The sequence below is a fragment of the Campylobacter sp. CFSAN093229 genome (assembly GCF_011068225.1).
Taxonomy (GTDB): Bacteria; Campylobacterota; Campylobacteria; order Campylobacterales; family Campylobacteraceae; genus Campylobacter_D; species Campylobacter_D jejuni.
This window is the reverse complement of sequence record NZ_JAAMXB010000008.1, coordinates 140,936-166,412: the sequence shown is the minus strand read 5'-3', so window position 1 is coordinate 166,412 and position 25,477 is coordinate 140,936. Positions and strand designations below refer to the sequence as shown.

Below are 25,477 nucleotides of genomic sequence, written 5' to 3'. Positions count from 1 at the left end.
TTATTAATTGACAAAAATATTTTTTTATAATACAATACTTTTTGATAATCAAAAAAGGAGTCAAAATGAGACAATATGAAACCTATAAATGCCAAAAATGTGGTAATGAAGTAGAAGTTCAAAATGTAGGTGGCGGTAAGCTTAGTTGTTGTGGCGAAGAAATGAAATGTATCACTACAGATTTAACTGCGGTAAATTTGATGAAAGCTTTTGCGGGCGAATCTATGGCAAGAAACAAATACGATTTGTTTGCTGATGTAGCCGAAGAAGAAGGTTGGCATGCGGTTGCTAGACATTTTAGAGAAGCAGCTGAAAATGAAAAATGGCATGCAAGAGCAGAATTTAAAGCTTATCATGAAATCGTTGATGGCAAACCTTTAGAAGTAACTACTAAAAACCTAGTAAGTGCTGCAGAAGGTGAAAACTATGAACACACAACTATGTATCCAAATTTTGCAAAAATCGCTGAAGATGAAGGCAAAAAGGCTATAGCGAGATTATTTACAGCTATTGGTAAAGTAGAAATCGAACACGAAAGAGAATATCTAGCGCTTAAAAAAATGCTTGAAGAAGAAGAATTTTTTAATAGTGAAGTAGAAGAATTATGGGTTTGTGAAGTATGCGGACATATACATCGTGGCAAAAAAGCTCCAGCAGCTTGTCCTTTATGTAAAGCACCAAAAGAGTATTTTAAACGCGAATTTTTGGGTTAAGTTAAGAAATTCTTATCCTTTTTAAGATAATATTATAATTATTTTTTAATAAAAGGATAAGAAAATGAAAAAATTACTATTTTTATTTTTTGCTTTAACGGCTTTTCTCTTTGGTGCTGTAAATATCAACACTGCAACACTAAAAGAATTAAAAAGTTTAAATGGTATTGGCGAAGCTAAGGCTAAAGCGATTTTAGAATACCGCAAAGAAGCAAATTTTACAAGTATTGATGATCTTAAAAAAGTTAAAGGCATAGGTGATAAGCTTTTTGAAAAAATCAAAAATGATATCACAGTAGAATAAAAAGGCATTTTTGCCCTTCTTTTTAGAAAAATTTTGAAAACTTTATTTGACGCAAAAGAACTTTTAAACGAATTTGATATAAATTTAATCGGTATTGATGAAGCAGGACGCGGTGCTTTAGCAGGTCCTATGATGATGGCAGCTTGCAAACTGAACAAAAAACTTGATGGGTTGTGCGATTCTAAAAAACTAAGCGAAAAAAAACGCGAAGAACTTTATGAAATCATCATCAAAAATTCAAATTATCTCATACTTGCTTTTTCTTCAGAACAAATCGACGCACTAGGCTTAAGCACTTGTTTAAAAACAGGCTTAAAGCTTATAAAAAAGCATTTTAAAACAGAAAATAACTTCTTATATGATGGAAACACCAACCTAGGTATAAACGGGATAAAAACACAAATCAAAGCCGATGCTAGCATTTTGCAAGTAAGTGCAGCTAGCATACTTGCAAAAGTTAGTAAAGATAGGGTGATGAATTTCTTAGCTAAAGACTTTCCTTGTTATGAATTTGAAAAAAACAAAGCCTATGGCACAAAAGCTCATAAAGAACTTATAGCTAAATTTGGAATTTGCAAACTCCACCGAAAAAGTTTTAAACTTTTATGATTATTTTGCTAAATTTTGATGCAAACTCAAAGCACATTCTATACCATCTTTTATAGCCCAAACAACTAAAGATTGTCCTTTTCTAGCATCTCCACAAGCAAAGATTTTTTTATGAGTGGTTTGGAATTTTTCTGTGCTTATGTTGTTTTTCTCATCTAATTTCACTCCAAAATTTTTAGCGATAGCTTCTTCGCACCCGCTAAAACCCATAGCTAAAAGCACTAAATCCGCTTTATAAGTTTTTTTAGAATTTGAAATTTCGACATTTATAGCTTTGCCTTCTTTAAACTCGCGTTTTAAATCATTTGCTTCAACACCTTCTACATGAGTTTTTCCTAAAAATTTCTTTGTCATTTTTTGATATTCCCTAGGATCTTTGCCATATACAGCAATGGCTTCTTCTAAACCATAATCAGTAGTAAAAATGTCAGCTTTTAAAGGCCAAGGATTGTTTTGGCTTCTTTGCAAAGGTCTTTTTGGACTTCTTTCAAAACGCACTATAGATTTAGCCCCTTGTCTTGTCGCTACAGCGATACAATCCACACTTGTATCCCCACTTCCTATAACTAAGACATTTTTACCTTTGGCTGCATCTGCACCCTTGCCTGTTTTTAACAAAGTTTTGGTATTTTGCGTTAAAAAATCAAGGGCAAATTCAACCCCTTTTAGCTTTCTACCTTCTATATCAAGATCTATAGGCTTGCTTGCTCCTGTGCAAAGCACCAAAGCATCAAATTCTTTTAGAAGTTTTGAAACCTTATCTTTGTTGTCTATATTTTCATTCACTTTAAATTCAATCCCGCTTTTTTTAAGCAAATCCACCCGTCTTTGAACTATACTTTTATCAAGCTTCATATCAGGGATACCATACATCAAAAGTCCGCCTATTTTATCGCTTCTTTCAAAAACACTTACTTTATAACCTAGTGAATTTAAAGTGTTAGCACAAGCAAGCCCAGCAGGCCCACTTCCTATGATAGCGATTTTTTTGCCATTGTATTGCTTAGGTTTATTTACTCTTACTAAATTTTCTTTAAAAGCATTTTCTATGATGGATAATTCATTATTTTTGATACTCACACTTGTGCCATTTATCGCACACACACAAGAATCCTCACAAGGAGCAGGGCAAACACGACCGGTAAATTCAGGAAAAGGATTGGTAAGATCAAGTCTTTCATAAGCTTCTTCCCATAAAGAACGATAAATAAGATCGTTCCATTCAGGAATGAGATTGTTTAAAGGACAGCCTATATCTTTTCCTTCGCTCATCACGCCCATATGACAAAAGGCCACACCACAATCCATACATCGTCCGCCCTGAATTTCTTGTTCTTTCTTGTCTAAAAGCGTTGTAAATTCTTTGTAATTTAAAACCCTTTCCTTAGGAGCAATTTTTTTAAAATCCATTCTTTTAAAGTCTAAAAAACCTCTTGCATTTCCCATTTTTACTCCTTATTTTTGTGTGATTTTCAAAAATGCTGCTAAATTTGGATCTTTTTCATTTTTACAAAGATCAAGCATTTTTAACATCTTTTCATAATCTCTTGGCATGACTTTAAAAAAGTCTTTTTTATCGAATTTTTCTAAGATATCTTTAGCCTTTTTAGAATCTGTATAAGCGATATGTTTTTCTATCACAGCTTTTAATTCTTTTTCATCCTTAGCATTAAGATCTTTAATATCCACAAGCTCGGTATTTACATGAGCTTCATTGTGCCTTCCAAAGATATAAACAACGCCACCACTCATACCAGCAGCGAAATTCGCACCCACATCTCCAAGAACTACAACTTGCCCACCTGTCATATATTCACAACCATGCACGCCTGTTCCTAAAACCACAGCCAAAGCTCCTGAATTTCTTACACAGAATCTTTCCCCTGCTATACCATCTAAATACACTTCACCCTCAGTTGCTCCATATAAACAAGCATTTCCTGCGATGATATTTTCTTCAGGCGAAAAAGTAGCTTCATTTGAAATTTTTGCTATGATTTTGCCACCACTTAAACCCTTGCCTAAATAATCATTGCTATCGCCTATAATCTCAAGTTTAATGCCCTTTAACAAAAACGCTCCAAAGCTATTGCCTGCATTGCCTATAGCTTTGATATGGATACTATCTTCATCTAAAGCACCTTTTCCATAAGTTTTTAAAATTTCACTTGAAAGCATAGTCGCAAAAGTACGGCTTTGATTTCCTACTTCTAAAGAAAGTTTGATAGGTTCTTTTTTCTCCACAGCATTTTTACAAAGTGGTAGTAAAATTCTATAATCAATCGTTTTTTCAAGTTTATTGTCTTTATAATCTTTAAAATGCACAGCGGTTCTATTATAAGTAGGCAAGGATTTTAAAATTTTATCCAAATTTAGCTTTCCTGCTTTACCTTGCACACTTTTTTGGCGGAGTTTATCCACGCGACCTATCATATCATCTAGGCGTTCAAAACCAAGCCTTGCCATGTATTCTCTAAGCTCCTCGGCTATAAAATACATGAAATTAATCACATCATCTACTTTGCCTTTGAAACGATCTCTAAGTTCTGTATCTTGAGTGGCTATACCAAAAGGACAGGTATTTAGATGACAAACTCTCATCATCGTACAACCTAAAACAATCAAAGGCGCGGTTGCAAAACCAAATTCTTCAGCTCCTAAAAGTGCTGCTATGGCTAAATCACGCCCATTCATAAGCTTTCCATCAGTTTCTAATCTTACCCTATCTCTAAGCTTGTTTAAAATCAAAGTTTGATGTGTTTCAGCCAAACCTAACTCCCAAGGAATTCCTGCATGCGGTATAGAAGTTCTAGGGCTTGCACCCGTACCTCCATCATAACCTGAAACAAGGATTAAATTCGCTCCTGCCTTAGCCACACCTGCAGCAACCGTTCCTATGCCATTTTCGCTTACAAGTTTTACTGAAATTTTAGCGTCTTTGTTAGCATTTTTTAGGTCATAAATAAGTTGAGCTAAATCTTCTATAGAATAAATATCATGATGAGGAGGCGGGGAAATAAGCGTCACACCTGCAGTAGAATGTCTAGCCTTGGCTATCCAAGGATAGACTTTAAAGCCCATTAATTGTCCGCCTTCACCTGGTTTTGCGCCTTGAGCGACTTTGATTTGAATTTCTTTTGCATGACTTAAGTAGTTTAAATCCACGCCAAAACGCCCACTTGCTACTTGCTTAATGGCTGAGTTTTTATCCATACCCTCTTTGATTTCATAGCGTTCTTCATCCTCTCCACCTTCACCTGAATTTGATTTAGCACCTATTTTATTCATAGCCTGCGCTAAACACTCGTGTGCTTCTTTAGAAATAGAACCATAACTCATCGCCCCTGTTCTAAAGCGTTTAACTATACTTTCTACACTTTCAACCTTATCTATACTGATAGCTTCACTAAAATCAAATTCCATCAAAGAACGCAAATTAACTTGTTTTTCATCTACTAAAGCCGAGTATTTTTTAAAGCTTTTATAGTCTTTGTTGCGACAGGCTTGCTGAAGATTAAAAATCACAAGCGGATCGATTAAATGTTCTTCTTTAGCACTTCTAAAACCATGAATTCCTTTAGAATCTAAAGCCTTATGTGTATCGTTAAAAGCATATTTGTGTAAAGCAATGAGCTCTTTTTCAAAATCTTCTAAATCCATACCTTCAATGCGTGAAGTTGTAGAAGTGAAGTATTTATCAATCACCTTAGAGCTTAAGCCCAGACATTCAAAAAGTGCAGAGCCATTATAACTTTGCAAGGTAGAAACTCCCATTTTAGAAGCAATTTTGACTATGCCACTTGAACTTGCCTTGATGAAATTTTCTACCGCCTTTTCATAACTTAAATTTAAATCTTTATTGGCAATGAGTTTTTGTATGCTCTCATAAACCAAATAAGGATTAATAACAGTCGCACCATAGCCTAAAAGACATGCAAAATGATGAATTTCTCTAGGTTCACCACTTTCGATGATAAGACTTGTGTGTGTTCTTAAATTTTTTCTTACTAGATGATTATGCACTCCAGAAACAGCAAGCAAAGCGGGGATATAAGCGTTTTTTTCATCCACTCCTTTATCGCTTAAAATGATAATAGAAACACCTTTTTTAACCTCATCTTCTATCTTAACACAAAGTTCATCTAAAGCCTTTTCTAAAGTTTTTTTAGAATAATCATAAAGTATAGAAAATTCTTTAACTTGAAATTTATTTAAAGCCTTAACTTCAAAAAGTTCTTCATTGCTTATCACAGGCAAGGCTATTTTTACGCGTTTTGCATTGTTTTCATCAGGTTTTAATAAATTGCCTTCACTTCCTAGATAAATCCTTGTAGAAGTAACGATCTCTTCTCTTATGGCATCAAGAGGAGGATTAGTTACTTGTGCAAAAAGTTGTTTAAAATAATTATACAAAGGTTGATAAGTTTTAGAAAGTATAGCCAAAGGAGTATCTACACCCATAGCTGCTATAGCTTCTTTACCATTTTGAGCCATAGCAGCCACACTCATTTTAAGCTCATCATAACTCCAACCAAAAGCTTTTTGGAGTTTTAAAACCTCATCTTCTTTTAAAAACTGATGTTTATAAACTCCGCTTTTTTGTTTTTCAAGTTCAACTAAATTTTTAAGCCATTTTTTATAAGGCTTAGCATTAGCATAATGCTCTTTGATTTCATTATCAGCTATAACCCTACCTCTTGCTGTATCAACGAGTAAAAGTTTTCCAGGTTCTAAGCGTTTTTTAGCTTTGATATTTTTTTCATCAAGTTTTAAAGCCCCTGTTTCACTTGAAAGTATGAGCATATCATCTTTTGTAAGATAATACCTTGAAGGACGAAAACCATTTCTATCCAAACTCGCCCCCATAATCACTCCATCAGTAAAAACTATAGCAGCAGGTCCATCCCAAGGCTCCATCAATAAAGAATGATATTCATAAAAAGCACGCTTTTTGCTTTCCATATTTTCATTTTTATGCCAAGGTTCTGGCACCATCATCATAAAAGCTTCTTCTAAAGTGCGACCATTTAGAGCTAAAAATTCTAAAGTATTATCAAACATTGCAGAATCACTGCTAGGTTTAGCTATAATGGGAAAAATTTCATCTAAATTTTCAAAATACTCACTTTGCATCAAGCCTTCTCTAGCTCTTATGCTATCAACATTTCCGCGTATGGTATTAATCTCTCCATTATGCACCATATAGCGGTTTGGATGTGCTCTTTCCCAACTTGGAAAGGTATTAGTCGAAAAGCGAGAATGCACCAAAGCGATGGCTGATTTCATATTGACATCTTTAAAATCAAGATAAAAATCGCTCAATTGAGTTGAAAGAAGCATTCCTTTATAAACTATGGTGCGTGAAGAAAAACTTGAAAAATAAAATTTTGGCACATTAATAGCTCTTTTTTCTATAAGGCGACGCGTACTATAAACCACTCTTTCAAACTCAAGTCCTGCACTTATTTTACTTGGTTTTTTCACAAAGGCTTGTAAAAAATAAGGCATAGCTTTTAAAGCACTTGCACCTATATCGCTAGGATTAAAAGGCACTTCTCTAAAACCTAAAAATTCAAGTTTTTTATCCTTTAAACCTTGTAAAAATATCTCTTTTGCTTCTTCTTTTGCATCAGTATTGGGTGATAAAAACATCTGTGCTACGGCATAATCACCCTTTTTAGGAAGTTCAAAACCCAATTCTTGAGTTTTAAAAAAATCATGTGGAATTTGGATCAAAATCCCCGCCCCATCACCTGAATTTTCTTCAGCTCCTGCACTACCTCGGTGCTCAAGATTCATCAAAATTTCTAAAGCATCACAAATAACCTTATAAGAAGCAATACCGCGTATATTAGCAACTGCAGCGATACCACAGGCATCGTGTTCGTTCTTTGGGTGATATAAACCTATGCTTTGATTATTTTCTAGGATATTTTCTAAATCCATTTTGCTCTCCTTATAAGACTGATTTAAATTTTGTTAGCTTTATAAGGATTATAGCATATATTTTTTTAAAATCGATATAATTTTTATCTTAAAAATAAATAAATTAAAAAATATTTTAATAGATTTGCAAAAATTATAAAAACTTGGCGATAATACTACCTAAAATCAATAATGGGCCATTATAAAAAATAAAAGTTGGTATGCAAGTATCTTTAATGTGATCGTGTTGTTTATCAGCATTTAATCCTACAGTAGTTCCCATGGTTGTTTCACTGGCTGGACTTCCTGCATCTCCTAAAGCTCCTGCTACCCCTAAGATAAATATAATAAGTGCTGTACTAAAACCAAGTTCCAAACAAATAGGACAAAAAAGCGTAGCTATGATAGGTATAGTTCCAAAAGAAGTACCTATACCCATAGTGATGATAAGTCCTATTAAAAGCATGAAAAATACTGCTAAAAATTTACTTTGCTCCATCCAAGGAACGACTGAATTTACAAGATCTACTACTGATCCACTTTCTTTTAAAACTTCTCCATATCCTGCAGCAACAAGGATAACAAAAGCTATAAAACCCATCATTTTAAGCCCATCATCAAAAACTTCATTGACTTTTGAAAATTCAACTCCACCCAAAATAACCATTAAAACAAAACCCAAAAGCCCTGATAAAGGTAAATTCATAGTCAAAATTTGCAAAATTAAAGTTAAAACAAGCCCAACTAAAACGCCCCATTCCTTACGCGTCATTTCAAGATTTTCTAAATCCACTTTAGCAATTTCTACTTCTTGATACTCTCTTGGCTTACGATAAAACACAAAAAGCGCTAGAAAAAGTCCTGCTATCATACAAATAGCAGCAAAATACATAGTATTTGTAACATCATTTAAAGATACACTTACATTATTTGCATTTAAATTATCTTTTAAAAGATCTTGAAAAGTAAGCCCAAAACCTACTGGCAAAACCATATAAGGCGTAGTAAGGCCAAAAGTTAAAGCACAAGCAACCGCTCTACGATCAATTTTAAGTTTATTAAAAAGACTTAAAAGAGGTGGAATCAACAAAGGTATAAAAGCCACATGAATAGGAATTAAATTTTGAGAAAAACAAGAAATCAAAGCTATAGACAAAAGCAATAAATATTTTTTATGAGATATAAAATGACTTACTATCTTGATCAAATATGCAGTTAAATTTGTCTTTGAAATCGCTGCAGCAATGGCCCCTAAGAGTATATAGCTAAGAGCTGTTTTTAAATTTTCTTTCATTCCGCTTATAAGTATATTCATAGTATCTACGAGTTCAAGATGAGAAAATACACCTGCAACAAGAGCTGAGATCAAAAGACTCAAAAGCACATTAAAACGAAACAAACAAAGTAAAGTCATCAAAACAACACTGATAATGATAGGATTAGTAAGTAAAGTCAAAATCATTCCTTAAATAATTTTAAAAATTTAATTGTAGAAAAAACTTAGTTAAAATGTAATAAAACTCGAACATATAATGATTTTATTTTAATATGCAAAATTATAAAAATAATTAATTTTTTTAATCAAAAAGATTAATATAATCAATTATTTAAATTCCTAAAATTTATAATAAAATAAAAAAATCATAAAAATATAAGGATATTTCAATGAAACAAAACAATCAAAAAGAAGATCGCAGAGATTTCTTAAAAAATATAGGATTTGGTTTGCTTGGTATCAGCGTATTGTCAAATTTTTCTTTTGAGAATTTTTTAGGAAGTAAGGCTTTGGCAAAAGAATTGCCTGATTTTAAAATAGAAGGTAAAAAAGATCTTATCTACCATGGCGAAAAACCATTAACAGCAGAAACTGAAATTTATGCTCTTGATTCTGATTTTACCAAACCTGAAAATTTCTTTGTTAGAAATAATGGCTTACCACCAAGCCTAGAAACGATAAAGGAAAGACTTCATAAAGGTTGGACTTTAGAAATCGATGGAGAAAGCATTATCAATAAAAAATCTTATACCATAGAAGATTTAAAAAAGAAATTTAAAACCTATACTTATGCCTTAACAGTTGAATGCGGTGGAAATGGTAGATCCGAAGTTATACCTAGCACAAAAGGAACTCAATGGGGTTATGGTGCAGTAGCTTGCGGTAGATGGACAGGAGTGCGTTTAAAAGATATTTTAAAAGATTGTGGCATCAAAAATGATGCGGTTTATATCGGATATTATGGTATAGATACAAAATTAAATGGTGAAGAAACTTCACCTATTAGTAGAGGAGTTCCTATTTCTAAAGCTTTACAAGATGAAACTCTAATAGCTTGGGCTTATGAAGGCAAAGATATTCCTTTAGTCAATGGCTATCCACTTAGACTTGTTTGTGGTGGTTACCCTGCAAGTACAAGCGGTAAATGGCTTTATAAAATTTCAGTAAGAAATAAAATTCACGATGGTGAAAAAATGGAAGGTTCTTATAAAGTTCCTGTAAATCCGGTAAAACCAGGAGATTTTAACTATAAAGGCGAGATGAAAATCATAGAATCAATGCCTATAAGATCTGTAATTACTAATATCAAAAATGGTTCTGAAATAAAAGCAAATAAAAAATTTGAAGTTAGAGGTAAAGCTTGGGCTGGAGAACTTGAAGTTAGTGAAGTTTATGTAAGCAATGATTATGGCGTAACATGGACTAAAGCAAAGGTAGAAAAACCATTAAATAGATTAGCATGGCAAAAATGGAGTGCTCAAATATCAATACTAACAAAAGGATATTATGAAATTTGGGCAAGAGCTATCGATAGTCAAGGTAACAGTCAACCTATGGTTTTAGCACAGTGGAATCCAGGAGGATATATCAATAATGCATGCCATAGAGTTAATGTTTATGGAGTTTAAGTATGAAAAAAATTATATTGATCTTAGCATTGTTTTTGAGTGCAAGTTGGGCTCAAAATCTTGAAATTAACCCTGATACAGGATTGATTATCGATCCTGATTCACCTTTAGTGGAAGCAAATTGTTTAGCTTGTCATGGATCTAATCTCATTACCAATATGCATGCAAGTAGAAAAGCTTGGTTAGCAGCTATAAGATGGATGCAAGATAGTGAAGGACTTTGGGAAATAGAACCTGAAGATGAAGAAAAAATTTTAAATTATCTTGAAAAATATTATGGAGAAAAATACGATACAAGAAGAAGAATTCCTCTAGCTATATTCTTACAAAACAAAACTCATTGAAGAAATCATTTCTTCAATGATAAATTTTACACATCTAAATGCTTTACATCTTTAGCGTGTGCTTGGATATAATCGCGTCTTGGTTCAACCTCATCACCCATAAAGAGATTAAAGGTATCATTTGCACTTTGTGCATCTTCAATAGTGATTTTTAAAAGTCTTCTTACGCTTGGATCCATTGTAGTTTCCCAAAGTTGCTCAGGATTCATTTCCCCTAAACCTTTATAGCGTTGTATAGTAGCACCTTTTTTAGCATTGGTTTCAACATCTTCAAGAACTTCTAAAATATCTTTATCAAATTCCAAGCCTCTATCTTTAATCTTATCAAAAATATAACTTGCTTCTTCATATAGTGGATGAGTGAAAAGTTCTTCATTGATCACAAGTTCTTCTAAGCCATTTTGAGTTTGAACGAAAGCTCGAATTTCATTTTCATTGATATAATGATTTAAGATATTGTGTCCTTGTGTTTCTAAAAATTGTTTAATTACACTAAATAATTCTTCATTATTTCCTTTAACTAAATTTGAATTTTCTATCATATAGCGTATCACAGAAATCACATTAAAACGCTTTTCAAGATCTTTTAAAATCGCACGATAAGCTGCGACGATTTTTAAATAATCTTTTAAATCATTCATTCCTATACCTTCATAGTTTAAACCTTCTATTCCTGTTTCTATCAGGTATTCGCTCAAAGCTTTTTCATCTTTTAAATAAATTTGCTTTTTAGCTTTTTTATAAAGATATAAAGGTGGTTGTGCTAGATAAATATGTCCATTTGCCACAAGTTCATTCATAAAACGGAAGAAGAAAGTTAAAAGCAAGGTTTGTATATGAGATCCATCAACATCCGCATCTGTCATGATGATGATTTTATGATATCTAAGTTTTGAAAGATCAAAATCTTCACCTATACCACAGCCAAAAGCGGTAATCATATTTTGAATTTGCTCAGATTTTAAAATTTTATCTAATCTTGCTTTTTCAACATTTAAAATTTTACCACGCAAAGGCAGTATAGCTTGGAAAGATCTTTCCCTACCTTGTTTTGCAGAACCTCCTGCAGAATCCCCTTCCACAAGATAAATTTCACTTTCACTTGGATCTTTACTTTGACAATCAGCCAATTTCCCTGGTAAAGTTCCTACGCTTAAACTTTCTTTTTTACGCGTTAATTCTCTAGCTTTTTTCGCTGCTTCTCTTCCTCTAGCTGCCATTAAGGCTTTGTTCATTATAGCTTTAGCTTCGATAGGATTTTCTTCAAAATATTTAGTCAAATACTCAAAACTTGCTTTTGAAACTATAGGACGCACATAAGTTGAACCAAGTTTTCCTTTGGTCTGTCCTTCAAATTGTGGTTCAGGCACCTTTACACTTACAACAGCGATCAAACCTTCACGCACATCTTCACCCGTGATTTTATTATCCTTTTCTCTAGCACTTGCATTTGCTTCTATATAGTTACTTATCACACGAGTTAAACCCATTCTAAAACCAGCTTCGTGTGTTCCACCATCTGGGGTTTTGATATTATTTACAAAAGAGAGTAAATTTTCACTATAAGTATCATTGTAAAGCAAAGCTACTTCAACATTCACATCTTCTTCATCTACACTAAAAAAAATTGCTTTAGTTAAAGCTTCTTTTTTATTTAAGTCTGTAACAAACTGAGAAATTCCACCTTCAAAGTGAAAACTTTCATGTTTGCCTACGCGGTTATCTTTAAAATTTATAGTGATTTTTGGATTTAAGTATGCAAGTTCACGAAATCTTTTAGCCAAAATTTCATAATCAAATTCAGTCACTTCAAAAATTTGATCATCAGGCCAAAATTCTATAGTTGTTCCTGTTTTTTTACTTTTTCCTATCACACCAAATTCACTGATAACTTTACCTTCTGAAAATTCTTGACGATAAATTTCTCCATTTCTTTCAACTGTAGCTACAAGTTTTTTAGAGAGTGCATTTACAACCGAAACCCCAACACCGTGCAAACCACCTGAAACTTTGTAAGTATCTTTATCGAATTTTCCCCCTGCATGAAGGACAGTTAAAACAACAGTTAAAGTTGGCATATTTTCAGTTGGGTGCATATCAACAGGAATACCACGACCATTATCACTAACTATACAGCTTCCTTCAGTAGTGATTTCTACATCTATAGTATCACAATGTCCTGCCATAGCTTCATCGATAGAATTATCCACAACTTCATAAATCATATGATGAAGTCCGCCTATGTTTGTATCTCCTATATACATACCTGGGCGTTTTCTAACAGCTTCTAAGCCTTTTAGGACTTTAATATTACTCGCACCGTAATTTTCTTGCATATTTTTCCTTTATCTTTTACTTGTTTTATTACAAAATCATAGGCATAATAATCATTGATAGTCCTTGGGATTTGACTATAAATGCTGAATTAGGTTCATTTACACTTAAAGTGAATCTTTCTTCTTCTATAGAAGTTAAGAAATCAAGTAAATATTTGATTTTTATAGTAAGATTAAATTCTTCACTTACTCCTGTTTGAATTTCAAGCTCTGTTTTTGCTTCCATATTGTCTAAACTTATACCTTCAAAGATGATTTTATCTTTGTTAAAATGAAGTTTCATTTTTTCAGTTACAACGCTAATTTTTTTAAGACTATCTATAAAATCTTCAGTTGAAAAGCTGAGTTCTTGTTTGAAAGTTTTTGGTATAACTTTTTCATAATCTGGAAATTTATCATTGATAAGTTTTGTAAAGAATTCAAAATTTTCATTTTTAGCAATAAGCATATTTTGATCATAAAAAATTTCTATTTTTTCATAGAAAAGTTTTTGCATTTCCATAATAGCTTTTTTAGGGATACTAAAACTAAATTCTTGATTATTTGCTTTTTCTAAAGTATAGATTGCAAGGCGTTTTGTATCGGTTCCTACGAAGTTAATTTTATCTGTTTTTATATCTAAAAATGCACCATTTAAGGAGTATTTTGGGTTGTTTGTATCAATACTTGGTAATATTTTTTTAAGAGAACGGCTTAAATCACTTGAATCAATGTCAAACTGGTTTTTTCCTTCTGTATTTGGAAAATTTGGAAAATCTTCATGATTAAACATAGGAAGTTTGTATTTTGTGCTTTTTTGTCTTATAAATAAGAAATTATCAATGGTTTCTAAAACAACTTCTTCATTGTTTAAGCTTTTAATAACATCTGCAATACTTTTTGCGTTTGCAGTAGCAAAGCCACTTGATTCTACGCGGATTTTTTTTATCTTATAGTTGATACCTATTTCATAATCACTAGCTCTAATAAGAAGTTTATCTTCATCAGCATGAAAAAAAAGATGAGAAGTAATGGTGCTTGAATCTTTTTTTTCTACATAAGCATTACATAAAATCACTGCAGATTCTAAAGTATTTTTATTGATACTTAACTTCATTTTTTCTCCTTGGTTTATTTTAATTTTAAAATTCGTTGTAATAATAAGCTTGTTGAAATTGTGAAATTCTTCAAAGCAAAATAATCAAATTTGTATTTTATCATACTTTGCTTAATTTCTTTTTTTCACACTTTAGAATTTATTTTTCACATCCTTTCACTTAACTTTGACTTTTAACAAGAATTTTGTTTTTAAGTTCTTCGATTTTTGCTTTTAAAGAAGCATCATTTTCTATCATTTCTGTGATTTTTTTAACATTATGTGAAATAGCTGTATGATCTTTCATTTCAAAATAATTCGCAAGTTGTGGCATAGTCAAAGCCGTGAGTGTCCTAGCTAGGTAAATCACAATGCGTCTTGCTGTGACTATATTTTGAGTTTTTTTATTGGATTTCACATCGCTTGGTTTGATGTTAAATTCCTTACATACCAAAGATAAAATGTCATCTATAGTGATATTTTCTTTCTTTTCTTTGATATGATCTTTCATCACACTTTTGGCAAGTTCGAGTGTGATTTCTTGTCCTAGTATGGTTGCATAAGCATTTAAACTTATAATGATACCTTCTATTTCTCTTATATTATCCCCTAAAGAAGTGGCGATATAGTTTATGATATCATTAGAAAGATTGATATCATTAAATTCACATTTTTTTCTTATGATGGCTATTTTTGTATCTAGTTGAGGTGGAGTTATATCAGCTATAATCCCATGTGCAAAACGACTTTTTAAGCGTTCGGTTATACCTTTTAGCATGTTGGGTGGATTGTCTGAAGTCATGATGATTTGTCCATCGTTGTTTTTGATTTCATTAAATATAAAGAAAAATTCTTCTTGAATTTTATCGGTTTTTCCTAAAAACTGCACATCATCTATAAGCAAAACATCGCAGTTTCTATACTTTTCATGAAATTTATCTAAAGAGCCATTTTTTAAATTTGAAGTAAAATCATTGATAAAATTTTCACTTGTAGCGTAAATGACTTTTTTTCCCATTTCTAAGCTCGCATTTCCAACTGCTTGAAGTAAATGTGTTTTTCCAAGTCCTGTAGGCCCATAAACAAAGATAGGATTATAAAGTTTTCCAAGCTTGTCTTTATGTGTTATAGCTTTACATGCTCCATAAGCGTATTTGTTAGAATCCCCCACAACAAAACTTTCAAAAGTAAAAGAAGGATTTAAAATCGTGCTTTGTGCCTTTATATGAGCTATGTCGATTTTTGTGCTTTTGTTACTTTGTTTAGCACTTTGTGCTTGTATATTTATGATGGCTTTATTTCCGCTTTGCACTTCATAAAAATGTGCGATTTTTTTGCCGTATTTTGTTTGTATGAATTTAGCCATGAGTTCATTTGGAGCGTTAAAAACCAAAAGATCTGCTTTGCTTTGCTTTTCGTTGAATTTTAAATTTGATAGATAATTTTCGTATTCGTTTTCGCTTAATTCTTTTTTTAAATTTTCAAGTATTTGGCTTGGATTCATAATCTCTCTTTAAATTTTGCATAATGTATAAATTTTATCTTAAATTTCATAAAAAAAGGTTAAAATCCGCTTTTGTATTTTATTTTCAAAAGGTATGAATTTGAAAATTTTAGGTATAGATCCAGGTTCGAGAAATTGCGGTTATGCTATCATAGAAGCCAACAAAGGAAAAAACATTCTCATAGAAGCAGGACTTATAAAAATAAAGCCAAGTACTTTACAGTATCAAATCACAGAGCTTTGCGAGGGTTTGGACTTGATTTTTAAAAACCATTCTTTCGATGAGATAGCCATAGAAGATATCTTTTTTGCTTACAATCCAAAAACCGTTTTAAAACTCGCACAATTTCGTGGAGCTCTATCTTTAAAAATCCTTCAAATTCATGGAGACTTTGCAGAATACACTCCCTTACAAGTGAAAAAAGCCGTCACAGGAAAAGCCAAAGCAACCAAAGAACAAGTTGCTTTTATGGTAAAAAGACTTTTAGGACTTAGCAAAGATATCAAGCCTTTAGATATCACAGATGCTATAGCAGTGGCTTTAACCCATGCGGCAAATTTAAGAGTTAGGGTGTGATTTTGGTAATTTTCATTACATAAAAGTCCAAAGCTCCATAAACTCCCAAAATACTTTTAAATTTTTTTTATAAATTTTTAAAAAATTCATAAAAAATTTCAAAAGTTGGAACAGAACTTGCTTGTAAAACTTCACATAAACGCAAAAGTTTTTTAAAGCCAAAGCGTTAAATTTTTAAAGCAATATTTTATAAAGGATTTAAGATGATGAGATCACTTTGGTCTGGCGTAAGCGGACTACAAGCACATCAAGTTGCGATGGATGTTGAAGGTAATAATATTTCAAATGTTAATACCACTGGTTTTAAATACTCTCGTGCAGATTTTGGAACTATGTTTAGCCAAACAGTAAAAATCGCTACAACTCCAACTGATGGAAGAGGTGGACAAAACCCACTTCAAATTGGTCTTGGCGTTTCAGTAAGTTCTACTACAAGAATTCACTCTCAAGGTTCAGTTCAAACTACAGATAAAAACACTGACGTTGCTATCAATGGTGATGGTTTTTTCATGGTAAGTGATGATGGCGGTCTTACAAACTATCTTACAAGAAGTGGGGATTTTAAACTTGATGCTTATGGAAATTTCGTTAATAACTCTGGTTTTGTTGTTCAAGGATGGAATATCAACTGGGATGATCAAACCATAGATAGTTCAAGAACTCCACAAAACATTTTCATCGATCCAGGTATGCATATCCCTGCAGCAAAATCAACCGAAGTGGCTATAAAAGCAAACTTAAATAGTGGTTTAAATATAGGAACTTCAAGCACAAATTTATATGGACTTGACTCAGTTCATGGCTGGAATACTAAAACTAACAAAGCTGAAGATGAAAATGATACAGGAACTACTCAGTTTTATACTACTTCTAAAAACTCAGTAGAAGTAACTGAAAAAGGTGTGGATGCAGGAGCTTTGTTTAATGCAAAAGGAACAGGGCTAAATTTAAGAGATGGGCAAGGAATTTGGGTTTCATACGCAGATGCAACATATACTATTAATACCACAGGAACTGCCTTTGATGAAAATAATAAACAAACACAAAATAATGTAATTTTCTGGGGTAACAAAGATCATAAAGTAACTCTTGATATCACTATAAATGGGGTTAAAATTCAAAACTCAGACATACAAAGTCTTGATGATGCTATAGCTTATATCAACACTTTCACTGCACCAACTGATACTAGAGATGGAACGGGAGTAAAAGCGGTTAAAAAGTCTGATGGAACAGGTTTTGAACTTGTCAATGATAATGCTGATGGCACCACAGACAATATGAAAAATATTGATTTAACCGTAAATCAAGCCAATACAGCAGGGGAATTGCATAACTTAACTTATACTGCAGGTACAGATACATTTACTGCAAAATCACAAAAAAATAATGGAAATTCTAATTGGATTGCCGGTGATAAAGCAAATGGTACAACAAGTGAAAGAGTTCAAGTTATTACTGCACACAAGTATATTTATAGTTCAAATCCTGTAGATTTAGCTCCTATGTATAATCCTGATGGAGGTCCTGGTTTTGATACTACAGGAGGAGCTACTTTAACCGATCCTGCTTCTAAAAACTATAGAGATGCTCTTAATGGTGGACTTTTAAATACTACTGCAAGACAGTTTAGAACCACAGAAGATTTAAGAGAGCTTTTGCAAAGAGATGCTAGATATGGAGTGGATTATGATGGAAGTGGAGATTTTAGTGTGGCCAATGATGTAAATCAAGCTGTAAAAGTTGTGGTAAATGATACAGGGCATTTTGCTATCTCAAATGCTAAAGAAAATTCAAGTATACCAGCAGGTGGAACAGCTAATAATAGTAATGCTACAGCTGGTACACCAAAAAATATGAGTTTTAATATCACTGCTTATTCTAACAAAGAAGGCACAGTGAGCACAAACGATGCTTTTACAGCTATCTTTAAAGCTTGGGATGGTCCTTTGGTAACAGGTGGATCGATCAAAGAAAGTGAACAACTTAAGATGAGTTCTTTCTCAGCGGGGCTTGAAATTTATGATTCTTTAGGATCAAAACATACTTTAGAAGTGCAATTTGTAAAACAAAGTACCACTCAAGATGGGGGTAATGAATGGCAAATGATCATCCGTGTACCAGAACCTGCAGAGATCAACACTACAGGCGAAGGCCCTACGAATATCATCGTGGGTAGTGCAAGATTTAACAATGATGGATCTTTAGCAAGCTATACGCCAAAAACTATAAGCTTTTCACCAAACAATGGTGCTGCGCCAAATCAACAAATCAAACTTTCCTTTGGAACAAGCGGAAGCAATGACGGCCTTGTAAGCTCAAACTCTGCTTCAACTCTAACAGGACAAGCAACCGATGGTTATACTTCGGGTAACTTAAAACCTGATGCTATCCGCGTTGATGATAAAGGAAATATCTTAGGCGAATTTACCAATGGTAAAACCTTTGCAGTGGCAAAAATCGCTATGGCTTCAGTGGCTAATAACTCAGGTCTTGAGGAAATCGGCGGAAACCTTTTCAAAGTTACTGCAAATAGTGGTAATATCGTAGTAGGTGAAGCAGGAACAGGGGGTCGTGGTGAGATGAAAACCTCAGCTCTTGAAATGTCAAATGTGGATTTGAGCCGTTCTTTAACAGAACTTATCATTATCCAAAGGGGTTATCAAGCAAACTCAAAAACCATTTCAACCAGTGATCAAATGCTTCAAACCTTGATCCAGCTTAAACAATAATTTAAGCTTAGCATTCTATAAAATATTGTTTTTTGCTCCCTTAAAGGGAGCAAGCCTTGCTTTACAAGCCTATCTTGGTAGTCTTGTAATACTAGGCTTAGGCTTGAACTGCCTTCAATTTATTGCTAACTCACTCTTGCTAGGGGTGAGTTGCAATAAAATTGCATTTTCTTATCTGTATCATAATCGTTTTAAAAACTTATTTTGTTATAATTTTTGCTTGAATTTAAATTTAAGGAAAATCTATGCGTTATGGTGAAAAAGAAATCAAAGAATTTGATGTAGAAAATATGGAAATTTGGCCAAATGATGCGAAAAATGACTATATCATTAAAATCACTTTACCTGAATTTATGTGTACTTGTCCGCGTTCGGGCTATCCTGACTTTGCAACGATTTATCTTGAGTATATACCTGATAAATTTGTGGTTGAGCTTAAGGCGATAAAGCTTTATATCAATACTTTTATGCATAGAAATGTTTCACATGAAGCAAGTATCAATGAAATTTACAATACTTTAAAAGATAAACTAAAACCAAAATGGATTAAAGTTGTGGGGGATTTTAACCCGCGTGGAAATGTGCATACGGTAATAGAATGTCGTAGTGATATGGTAGTGCCAAAGTGAAATTTAACGATCTTGATTTGAACAACTGGAAAAGTTGTGATATAAATACAGATTCTTTATGGCTTATTGCTAGTCGTGATAAAAGTGGAAAGCATAGAAATATTTATCATGGTAATTTTATACCACAAATTCCTAATCAGCTCATCCGTCGTTATACAAAAAAAGATGATTTAATTATAGATCCTTTTTTAGGAAGTGGAACAACGCTTTATGAATGTGAAAAATTAAATAGAAAATGCATAGGATTTGATATTAATGAGAGCATTTTGGAATTTGTACTAGACAACTTTGGGATAAATTTTGATAATAAGCGCTATTTTTTAGGAAATTGTGATAATACTGATATAAAAAAAGTTGATGAGTTGTTAGAAAATGCTTTGAATAAACTTGAAAGTAAAAAATCTCAGTTTATTATTTTACATCCACCTTATATGGATATAGTTAAATTTAGTGAGAAAAAAGAGGATTTAAGTCAAATTTCAGATTTGAAAGAATTTAAAGATAAAATTTTACTTACTTGTCAAAATTTGTTAAAATACTTAGAAAAAAATCGTTATTTTGCTTTAGTGATAGCAGATTTATATAGAAATAGTGAAATTGTCCCTTTGGGTTTTGAGCTTATGAATTTAATAAAACAAAATTTTAAAGTTAAACTAAAGGGAATTGTTATTAAAAATATAGAAGGAAATCGTGGAAAACTAGGTATTAATGCTATATGGAGATATAGAGCATTAAGGAGTGATTATTATATTTTTAAGCATGAGTATATTTTTGTATTTAAAAAGGAGTTTTAATGACAGAAGATGAAAAAAATTGTTGAAATTAGCAAATTTAAATGAAAATGGTTGTTCCAAGTGGATAACTAGAGAACAAATTAATAAAGCAGATAAATGGATTTCCATCTACTAGAAAGACCAGTTATTTAAGTAAAACATATATAATAACAAAAGATACGAATATAACAAAAGGAAATTCTGTTGATAGGATAAAATTTGAAGGATTCAAAAATGAAAGTAACTAAAATGGAGTTATTTTTAGAAATTGCTTTGCCGAATGAAAACGGTTTTTCTCGTTGGGTAGATGTAAAAGAATTTGTTAATAAATACAAAAATTTACAACTTGGAAATGGTGGAAGTTGGTGTCGTACTAGTAGTGCTTTAGCAAAAAAATATAAGATAGAATTTGATAAGACCAAGAGTAATGGAAATTCTATTGATAGAATAAGACTCGCAGGTTTTAATACACAAACGCAATTTAATCAAAATATAAGTAAAGATATTAAAGATTTTTATAAAAATAAAAATTGTGTTATGCTTGGAATTAATGGAAAATCTGAAAATACGAAAATAGAAATCGACCATAAAGATGGAAGAAAACAAGATTTAAGAGTATCTAATATTAACTTGCAAAAATTAGAAGATTTTCAACCTTTATGTAAAGCCGCTAATGATATTAAAAGACAAATTTGTAAAAGATGTAAAGAAACAAATATAAGATGGGATGCTAGAAATATTTTAGGAAATCCTTATAATTTTTATAAAGGAGATGAAAATTATACCAAAGAATTAGGCTGTATCGGTTGTTATCAATATGATCCTGTCGCTTATAGAAAAGAAAGTATTAAAAGAATTTCCAAAGAAGTAGAAGAGTTTATATTAAATAAATTTAATATGAAATGAATTTAAGGATAAAATATGAATAATAAAGAAAAAATATTGGATATTGTAAAAGATAAAGAATGGCATTGTTCTATTTGTGATTTTGGAAAATTATCTTCTCAATCTGCTGCTATTATTAGAGATTTAAGAAAAGACGGATATGAGTTTGAAAGTGATCCAAATAATCCTAATAGGTTTTGTCAGATAAAATTTTGCAATAAATGTGATAAAAATACTATTCATAGAAAGTTGAAATAATATGACAACTCATGTTTTTATAGTAGATGTTAATACTTTTAAATATCATTTAGAATATGGGTTTGTTGGCACTGGAAATAAAGACTATTATGTGGACTTTAATAATAACTACAATACATCTTTGCATCCAACAAGTGAAAATTCCATTTTATGTTTAATTGCAGATTTTTCAAGAGTGCAAATTGGTGATTTAGTAATTTTTTATTTACAGCGAAATTGCGAGAATGGTATTTATGAAGGAAAATTTTATGGTTTTTTTAAGATTAGTTCATTGGTGTTTTTAGATAATAATGATGATAAACAATTTTTAAAAGATGAGTTGAAAAAATCTTTAACTTTTCGTTGTTTTATTGAACCTTGTGAAGTTTATGCAGAAGGTGTTACAGAATGGGAAGCTTTAGATGAAATTAAAGATATTATTTCACCAAATCAGATGCTATGGAGTTTAATTTATAGAAAATTAAAAGGTAATCGTGGAAATACTATGATTACTATGTATGAAAGTGATAGATTAATAAATTTAATAAGAAAAAAAAATAATTTTGTTAATTTATCTTATAATAGATATAGTTTTGATGTATATTTACAGAAAATAATAAATACTAATTTTAGTTTGAATTATAGTGGCAGAATGGAAAAAATTAATATATTGCCTAGATTATTTCAAAAATATTATGATGGTAAACAATTTGAAATGCATCTACAGGTTTATATTTTACAAGAATTTTATAAAACACATTTTTTTGGACTTTTATCAAATGAGCATATAGAATGGTTGGGTAATGAAGTAGGTTGTGGAGTTGGTATGCAAAGTATTGATATAATGGCTTCTAGCTCTATAAATACAAATGGACTTATACGCAAAAAAGTTATTCCCGTAGAATTAAAATCTTGTGAAGTTTATCCTGAAATAATACTGCAAATGCAAAGATATATTAATTGGCTAAATCAATATTATGTCCCTAATCATCAATCCTCTATATTACCGGTAATTATATGTAGAAAAACTAATAAAAATTCTACAAATTATAAAATTTTTTATGAAGAAGTGCAGAAATTTAGTATTAATAATACTTTACCTTTGATTTATATAGAGTTTTTTATATCTGAAAATCAAATTCAATTTGAAAGAATATTTTAATGAACTATATTGGCTCTAAAGTAAAACTTTTAGATTTTTTATTTGAGAGTATTAATGATATTTTAGCAAAAAGCGATATTAATTTAGAACAATGTACTTTTATAGATTTATTTGCTGGAACTTCAGCTGTTGGGAAAAAATTTAAAAATAAAGTTGAAAAAGTGATTTCTAATGATAAAGAATTTTATAGTTTTGTTTTAGCTAAGAATTATATAGAAAACACTGTAAAAATAAAGCGTAGCAAAGAATTAATTAAGGAATTAAATAATATTGCAAAAATTAATCCTATAAAAGGAAAAATATATAAACATTATTCTTTAGGTGGTGGCGAAAATAGGCAGTATTTTAGCGATTTTAATGCAATGAAAATTGATAGTATGCGTATTAAAATATCAGAGTGGAAATACGATAATTTTATTAACGAAAAAGAATGTTATTTTTTGTTAGCCTCTTTGTTGGAAAGTGCTGATAAAGTAGCCAATACAGCATCTGTTTATGGGGCTTTTTTAAAACATCTTAAACCATCAGCACAAAAAGAACTTATATTATTGCCTGCAGAATTTGAATGCACCCATACAAAACACTTGGTTTTTAATGAAAATGCAAATGATTTAATCAAAAAAATCAAAGGTGATATTCTTTATCTTGATCCGCCTTACAATTCTAGAGAATATGGAGCAAATTATCATGTGCTTAATTCCATTGCAATGTATGATGATTTTATCCCACAAGGAAAAACGGGCTTAAGAGCCTATGAAAAATCTGCTTGGTGTAAGAAAAATTTGGTTTTTGATGCTTTAGAAGATTTAATTAAAAATGCTGATTTTAAATTCATTTTTTTAAGTTATAACGATGAAGGTTTGCTTTCTTTAGAGCAAATTAGACAAATCTTTGAAAAATATGGAAAATATGATTTTAAAAGCCAAATTTATCAGCGTTTTAAAGCAGATTCTAAGCGTATTTGTCAACAAAATAAAACTATAGAATATTTACATATTTTAGAAAAATTTTAAGGAAATAAATGAGAAGAAATGTCGCTTTTTTAGGTGCAGGAGCCATAGCTTCTAAAGTCGCACCCATGCTAAAACAAGCCGGTTTTACTCCTTATGCGGTAGGATCTTTAAGTAATGCTAAGGAATTTGCTAGTGCTTATGGTTTTTCTAAATTTTATACAAATTATGAAGAGCTTGTAAAAGATGAAAATATCGATCTTGTTTATATCAATACCCCGCATTCTTTACATTACTCTCACATAAAACTTTGCCTTCAAAATGCTAAAAATGTGCTTTGTGAAAAGTCTTTTACACTAAATTCCAAAGAGGCTAAAGAGCTTATAGAATTAGCAAGAGCTAAAAATTTGCTTTTGGCTGAAGGCATTTGGACGCGTTATATGCCTTATATAAGTATGGTTAAAGAACTTATAGAACAAGGTTTTATAGGCGAGTTAGTAAGTATAGAAGCAAATCTAGCTTATAATGTTAAGGATATATACCGCATACAAAGCTTAGAGCTTGGGGTGGGGCTTTACTTGATGTGGGAGTTTATACTTTAAATTTTGCCCTTAGTTTTATACAAGATGAGATTAAAAATATAATGGCAACTTGTAAAAAAATGCCTAGCGGTGTAGATGAGAGTAATGGGGTGATTTTAGAGTTTAGTAAAGGAACTTTTGCTTTTTTAAATTCGAGTGTGGTTATGATAAATGATCGCAAAGGAACTATCAATGGGACAAAAGGTTATATAAGCGTGGGGATAATATCAACAACCCTACTCTTATAGAGCTTTACGATCAAGATAGAAAATGTATCAAAAGCTTAGCTGTGCCAAACAAATCAATGGTTTTGAGTATGAATTTAAAGCTTGTTTTGAGGCCTTAGAACAAGGTAAGATAGAATGCGATGCAATGAAGCATGATGAGATTTTAAAAGTGATGTCTTTGATGGATGAGTTGTGTAAGATTATGGGGGTAAAATTTATCGGTGAGTGATTAACCTCCACCGATAAAGTATTTTTCAACATCATCAAGTAATTTTTCACAAATTTGAGAATCTGTGCTTTTTTCTACTATAAGATTTATATAAGTTTTAGTATCTCTAAAGCTTCCTGCTGATTTTGAATTTTCGCGAGTGAGTTTTTGAGTATCTCTAGTGTATTCTATATTGATGTTAAATTTTAGTGCAGCACTTGCTTCACCTAAATTCGTTTTTACTACTACATTCATTTTAGAAGCTTTAGCGAGTGTAGCTTGGGTTTTATTTATGATTTCTTTAAAGCGTTGGCAAGATCGTATGAGTGTAGCAATAAATTTGTTATCAAGTCCCTCATAAGCTACTTTGAGTTTGTTTTTGATATCTTTTGTACTTTCCTTTTCAGGGGCGACAAAAACCATGTAAAAACCGTTTTTTATAGCTACATTGTCTGTTTTCACATCGCGTCCACTTGACATAACTTTAACATAAATGGCATTATCAAGATAAACACGATCTATCATAGGGCCATAAATTTCGTATTCTTTTTTTCGGACTATGACTTCACGGGCTAGCATATTTAATTTTACATTGGCTTCGTGAATAACAGGTTCCATTTCTTTTTTAATCTCTAAGAGTTCTTTTAACATCAACATCCTTTTTGTTACTTAAAATTACAATTATATCAATAATTTTCTTAATTTAAGAATTTTACAAACACATTTACTAAAAATATGATACATTAAGGATCGATTTTAAACAAAGGAGGAAAAGATGAAACAAATTTTTGAAATTTCAAAT

The 25,477-nt window shown here is 31.5% G+C and carries 23 protein-coding genes; 16 read left to right on the top strand and 7 right to left on the bottom strand.

Translation table 11 applies throughout. From position 1 onward, the window contains the following. The first annotated feature begins 65 nt into the window (after window positions 1-65). The 3 genes from FBE93_RS05430 to FBE93_RS05420 all read left to right on the top strand — a co-directional run bounded on the left by FBE93_RS05430 (window position 66) and on the right by FBE93_RS05420 (window position 1,626). Window positions 66-713: a ferritin family protein gene (locus FBE93_RS05430; protein WP_002855562.1), complete on the top strand. Its 648-nt coding sequence runs from the start codon at window positions 66-68 to the stop codon at window positions 711-713. Between the two features lie 64 nt (window positions 714-777). Then, entirely contained in the window at window positions 778-1,017 is a 240-nt protein-coding gene (locus FBE93_RS05425; protein ID WP_002855574.1) for a ComEA family DNA-binding protein, read from the top strand. A 33-nt stretch (window positions 1,018-1,050) separates the two neighbouring features. Continuing rightward, window positions 1,051-1,626: a ribonuclease HII gene (locus FBE93_RS05420; RefSeq protein ID WP_165434246.1), complete on the top strand. Its 576-nt coding sequence runs from the start codon at window positions 1,051-1,053 to the stop codon at window positions 1,624-1,626. Here the strand turns inward: FBE93_RS05420 and FBE93_RS05415 are convergent, their stop codons facing one another. From FBE93_RS05415 to FBE93_RS05405, 3 genes are all read right to left on the bottom strand, one after another. Then, the gene (locus FBE93_RS05415) at window positions 1,627-3,072 is read right to left on the bottom strand and encodes a glutamate synthase subunit beta (RefSeq protein WP_002932209.1); all 1,446 of its coding nucleotides are present in this window, start codon (window positions 3,070-3,072) and stop codon (window positions 1,627-1,629) included. It abuts the gene before it with no gap. Between the two features lie 9 nt (window positions 3,073-3,081). Further along, a complete protein-coding gene (gene gltB / locus FBE93_RS05410) occupies window positions 3,082-7,572 on the bottom strand; it encodes a glutamate synthase large subunit (RefSeq protein WP_165434245.1) in 4,491 nt (1,496 codons plus the stop codon). A 133-nt stretch (window positions 7,573-7,705) separates the two neighbouring features. Continuing rightward, window positions 7,706-9,013 carry a Na+/H+ antiporter family protein gene (locus FBE93_RS05405; protein ID WP_165434244.1) on the bottom strand — a complete coding sequence of 436 codons (1,308 nt, stop codon included), beginning with the start codon at window positions 9,011-9,013 and terminating at the stop codon, window positions 7,706-7,708. A gap of 203 nt (window positions 9,014-9,216) precedes the next feature. Between FBE93_RS05405 and FBE93_RS05400 the strand changes: the two genes are divergently transcribed. Together FBE93_RS05400 and FBE93_RS05395 are read left to right on the top strand one after the other, a co-directional pair. Further along, window positions 9,217-10,455 (top strand): sulfite oxidase, encoded by a 1,239-nt coding sequence (locus FBE93_RS05400; protein WP_002932204.1) that lies wholly within the window; start codon window positions 9,217-9,219, stop codon window positions 10,453-10,455. 2 nt (window positions 10,456-10,457) lie between these two features. Next, window positions 10,458-10,799: a monoheme cytochrome C gene (locus tag FBE93_RS05395; protein WP_002857673.1), complete on the top strand. Its 342-nt coding sequence runs from the start codon at window positions 10,458-10,460 to the stop codon at window positions 10,797-10,799. Window positions 10,800-10,825: 26 nt separating this feature from the next. Here the strand turns inward: FBE93_RS05395 and gyrB are convergent, their stop codons facing one another. From gyrB to dnaA, 3 genes are all read right to left on the bottom strand, one after another. Continuing rightward, on the bottom strand, window positions 10,826-13,135 hold the full coding sequence (gene gyrB, locus FBE93_RS05390; RefSeq protein ID WP_002866804.1) for a DNA topoisomerase (ATP-hydrolyzing) subunit B: 2,310 nt from the start codon (window positions 13,133-13,135) through the stop codon (window positions 10,826-10,828). Window positions 13,136-13,163: 28 nt separating this feature from the next. Next, window positions 13,164-14,231 carry a DNA polymerase III subunit beta gene (dnaN, locus tag FBE93_RS05385; RefSeq protein ID WP_002932203.1) on the bottom strand — a complete coding sequence of 356 codons (1,068 nt, stop codon included), beginning with the start codon at window positions 14,229-14,231 and terminating at the stop codon, window positions 13,164-13,166. A gap of 160 nt (window positions 14,232-14,391) precedes the next feature. Continuing rightward, on the bottom strand, window positions 14,392-15,714 hold the full coding sequence (dnaA, locus tag FBE93_RS05380; RefSeq protein ID WP_002932201.1) for a chromosomal replication initiator protein DnaA: 1,323 nt from the start codon (window positions 15,712-15,714) through the stop codon (window positions 14,392-14,394). Window positions 15,715-15,808: 94 nt separating this feature from the next. Here dnaA and ruvC point away from each other — a divergent pair, with 94 nt between their 5' ends. From ruvC to FBE93_RS05320, 11 genes are all read left to right on the top strand, one after another. Continuing rightward, the gene (gene ruvC / locus FBE93_RS05375; protein WP_072225818.1) at window positions 15,809-16,291 is read left to right on the top strand and encodes a crossover junction endodeoxyribonuclease RuvC; all 483 of its coding nucleotides are present in this window, start codon (window positions 15,809-15,811) and stop codon (window positions 16,289-16,291) included. Window positions 16,292-16,494: 203 nt separating this feature from the next. Continuing rightward, complete coding sequence (gene flgE, locus FBE93_RS05370; protein WP_165434243.1) at window positions 16,495-19,023, top strand: flagellar hook protein FlgE; 2,529 nt, start codon at window positions 16,495-16,497, stop codon at window positions 19,021-19,023. A gap of 245 nt (window positions 19,024-19,268) precedes the next feature. Next, the gene (gene queF, locus FBE93_RS05365; RefSeq protein WP_002932197.1) at window positions 19,269-19,652 is read left to right on the top strand and encodes a preQ(1) synthase; all 384 of its coding nucleotides are present in this window, start codon (window positions 19,269-19,271) and stop codon (window positions 19,650-19,652) included. After that, window positions 19,649-20,446, top strand: coding sequence for a DNA methyltransferase (locus FBE93_RS05360; RefSeq protein WP_002857659.1), 798 nt, complete (start codon window positions 19,649-19,651; stop codon window positions 20,444-20,446). The genes queF and FBE93_RS05360 overlap by 4 nt, the downstream gene beginning before the upstream one ends. Window positions 20,447-20,659: 213 nt before the next feature. Continuing rightward, window positions 20,660-21,331: a restriction endonuclease gene (locus tag FBE93_RS05350; protein WP_165434242.1), complete on the top strand. Its 672-nt coding sequence runs from the start codon at window positions 20,660-20,662 to the stop codon at window positions 21,329-21,331. A gap of 15 nt (window positions 21,332-21,346) precedes the next feature. Then, entirely contained in the window at window positions 21,347-21,568 is a 222-nt protein-coding gene (locus tag FBE93_RS05345; RefSeq protein ID WP_002882658.1) for a hypothetical protein, read from the top strand. A 1-nt stretch (window position 21,569) separates the two neighbouring features. Continuing rightward, entirely contained in the window at window positions 21,570-22,709 is a 1,140-nt protein-coding gene (locus FBE93_RS05340) for a PDDEXK nuclease domain-containing protein (protein WP_002932188.1), read from the top strand. Next, the gene (locus FBE93_RS05335; protein WP_002857838.1) at window positions 22,709-23,722 is read left to right on the top strand and encodes a DNA adenine methylase; all 1,014 of its coding nucleotides are present in this window, start codon (window positions 22,709-22,711) and stop codon (window positions 23,720-23,722) included. The genes FBE93_RS05340 and FBE93_RS05335 overlap by 1 nt, the downstream gene beginning before the upstream one ends. Before the next feature lie 8 nt (window positions 23,723-23,730). Then, window positions 23,731-24,261, top strand: coding sequence for a Gfo/Idh/MocA family oxidoreductase (locus tag FBE93_RS05330; protein WP_050560276.1), 531 nt, complete (start codon window positions 23,731-23,733; stop codon window positions 24,259-24,261). After that, window positions 24,243-24,488: a hypothetical protein gene (locus tag FBE93_RS05325; protein ID WP_165434241.1), complete on the top strand. Its 246-nt coding sequence runs from the start codon at window positions 24,243-24,245 to the stop codon at window positions 24,486-24,488. Before FBE93_RS05330 ends, FBE93_RS05325 begins: the two co-directional genes overlap by 19 nt. A 22-nt stretch (window positions 24,489-24,510) precedes the next feature. Then, window positions 24,511-24,696, top strand: a complete 186-nt coding sequence (locus FBE93_RS05320; RefSeq protein ID WP_050560274.1) for a hypothetical protein — start codon at window positions 24,511-24,513, stop codon at window positions 24,694-24,696. Here FBE93_RS05320 and FBE93_RS05315 read toward each other — a convergent pair whose 3' ends face one another. After that, window positions 24,697-25,326: a hypothetical protein gene (locus tag FBE93_RS05315; protein ID WP_002932176.1), complete on the bottom strand. Its 630-nt coding sequence runs from the start codon at window positions 25,324-25,326 to the stop codon at window positions 24,697-24,699. It abuts the gene before it with no gap. Window positions 25,327-25,477 lie beyond the last annotated feature (151 nt).

Coding starts and splice junctions, on each gene's coding strand:
- dnaN (WP_002932203.1), bottom strand. CDS start 14,231: ATGAAGTTAAGTATCAATAAAAATACTTTAGAATCTGCAGTGATTTTA.
- FBE93_RS05405 (WP_165434244.1), bottom strand. CDS start 9,013: ATGATTTTGACTTTACTTACTAATCCTATCATTATCAGTGTTGTTTTG.
- queF (WP_002932197.1), top strand. CDS start 19,269: ATGCGTTATGGTGAAAAAGAAATCAAAGAATTTGATGTAGAAAATATG.
- FBE93_RS05415 (WP_002932209.1), bottom strand. CDS start 3,072: ATGGGAAATGCAAGAGGTTTTTTAGACTTTAAAAGAATGGATTTTAAA.
- FBE93_RS05350 (WP_165434242.1), top strand. CDS start 20,660: ATGAAAGTAACTAAAATGGAGTTATTTTTAGAAATTGCTTTGCCGAAT.
- FBE93_RS05335 (WP_002857838.1), top strand. CDS start 22,709: ATGAACTATATTGGCTCTAAAGTAAAACTTTTAGATTTTTTATTTGAG.
- gltB (WP_165434245.1), bottom strand. CDS start 7,572: ATGGATTTAGAAAATATCCTAGAAAATAATCAAAGCATAGGTTTATAT.
- FBE93_RS05330 (WP_050560276.1), top strand. CDS start 23,731: ATGAGAAGAAATGTCGCTTTTTTAGGTGCAGGAGCCATAGCTTCTAAA.
- FBE93_RS05395 (WP_002857673.1), top strand. CDS start 10,458: ATGAAAAAAATTATATTGATCTTAGCATTGTTTTTGAGTGCAAGTTGG.
- dnaA (WP_002932201.1), bottom strand. CDS start 15,714: ATGAATCCAAGCCAAATACTTGAAAATTTAAAAAAAGAATTAAGCGAA.
- flgE (WP_165434243.1), top strand. CDS start 16,495: ATGATGAGATCACTTTGGTCTGGCGTAAGCGGACTACAAGCACATCAA.
- FBE93_RS05425 (WP_002855574.1), top strand. CDS start 778: ATGAAAAAATTACTATTTTTATTTTTTGCTTTAACGGCTTTTCTCTTT.
- ruvC (WP_072225818.1), top strand. CDS start 15,809: ATGAATTTGAAAATTTTAGGTATAGATCCAGGTTCGAGAAATTGCGGT.
- FBE93_RS05400 (WP_002932204.1), top strand. CDS start 9,217: ATGAAACAAAACAATCAAAAAGAAGATCGCAGAGATTTCTTAAAAAAT.
- FBE93_RS05430 (WP_002855562.1), top strand. CDS start 66: ATGAGACAATATGAAACCTATAAATGCCAAAAATGTGGTAATGAAGTA.
- FBE93_RS05315 (WP_002932176.1), bottom strand. CDS start 25,326: ATGTTAAAAGAACTCTTAGAGATTAAAAAAGAAATGGAACCTGTTATT.
- gyrB (WP_002866804.1), bottom strand. CDS start 13,135: ATGCAAGAAAATTACGGTGCGAGTAATATTAAAGTCCTAAAAGGCTTA.
- FBE93_RS05320 (WP_050560274.1), top strand. CDS start 24,511: ATGTATCAAAAGCTTAGCTGTGCCAAACAAATCAATGGTTTTGAGTAT.
- FBE93_RS05345 (WP_002882658.1), top strand. CDS start 21,347: ATGAATAATAAAGAAAAAATATTGGATATTGTAAAAGATAAAGAATGG.
- FBE93_RS05340 (WP_002932188.1), top strand. CDS start 21,570: ATGACAACTCATGTTTTTATAGTAGATGTTAATACTTTTAAATATCAT.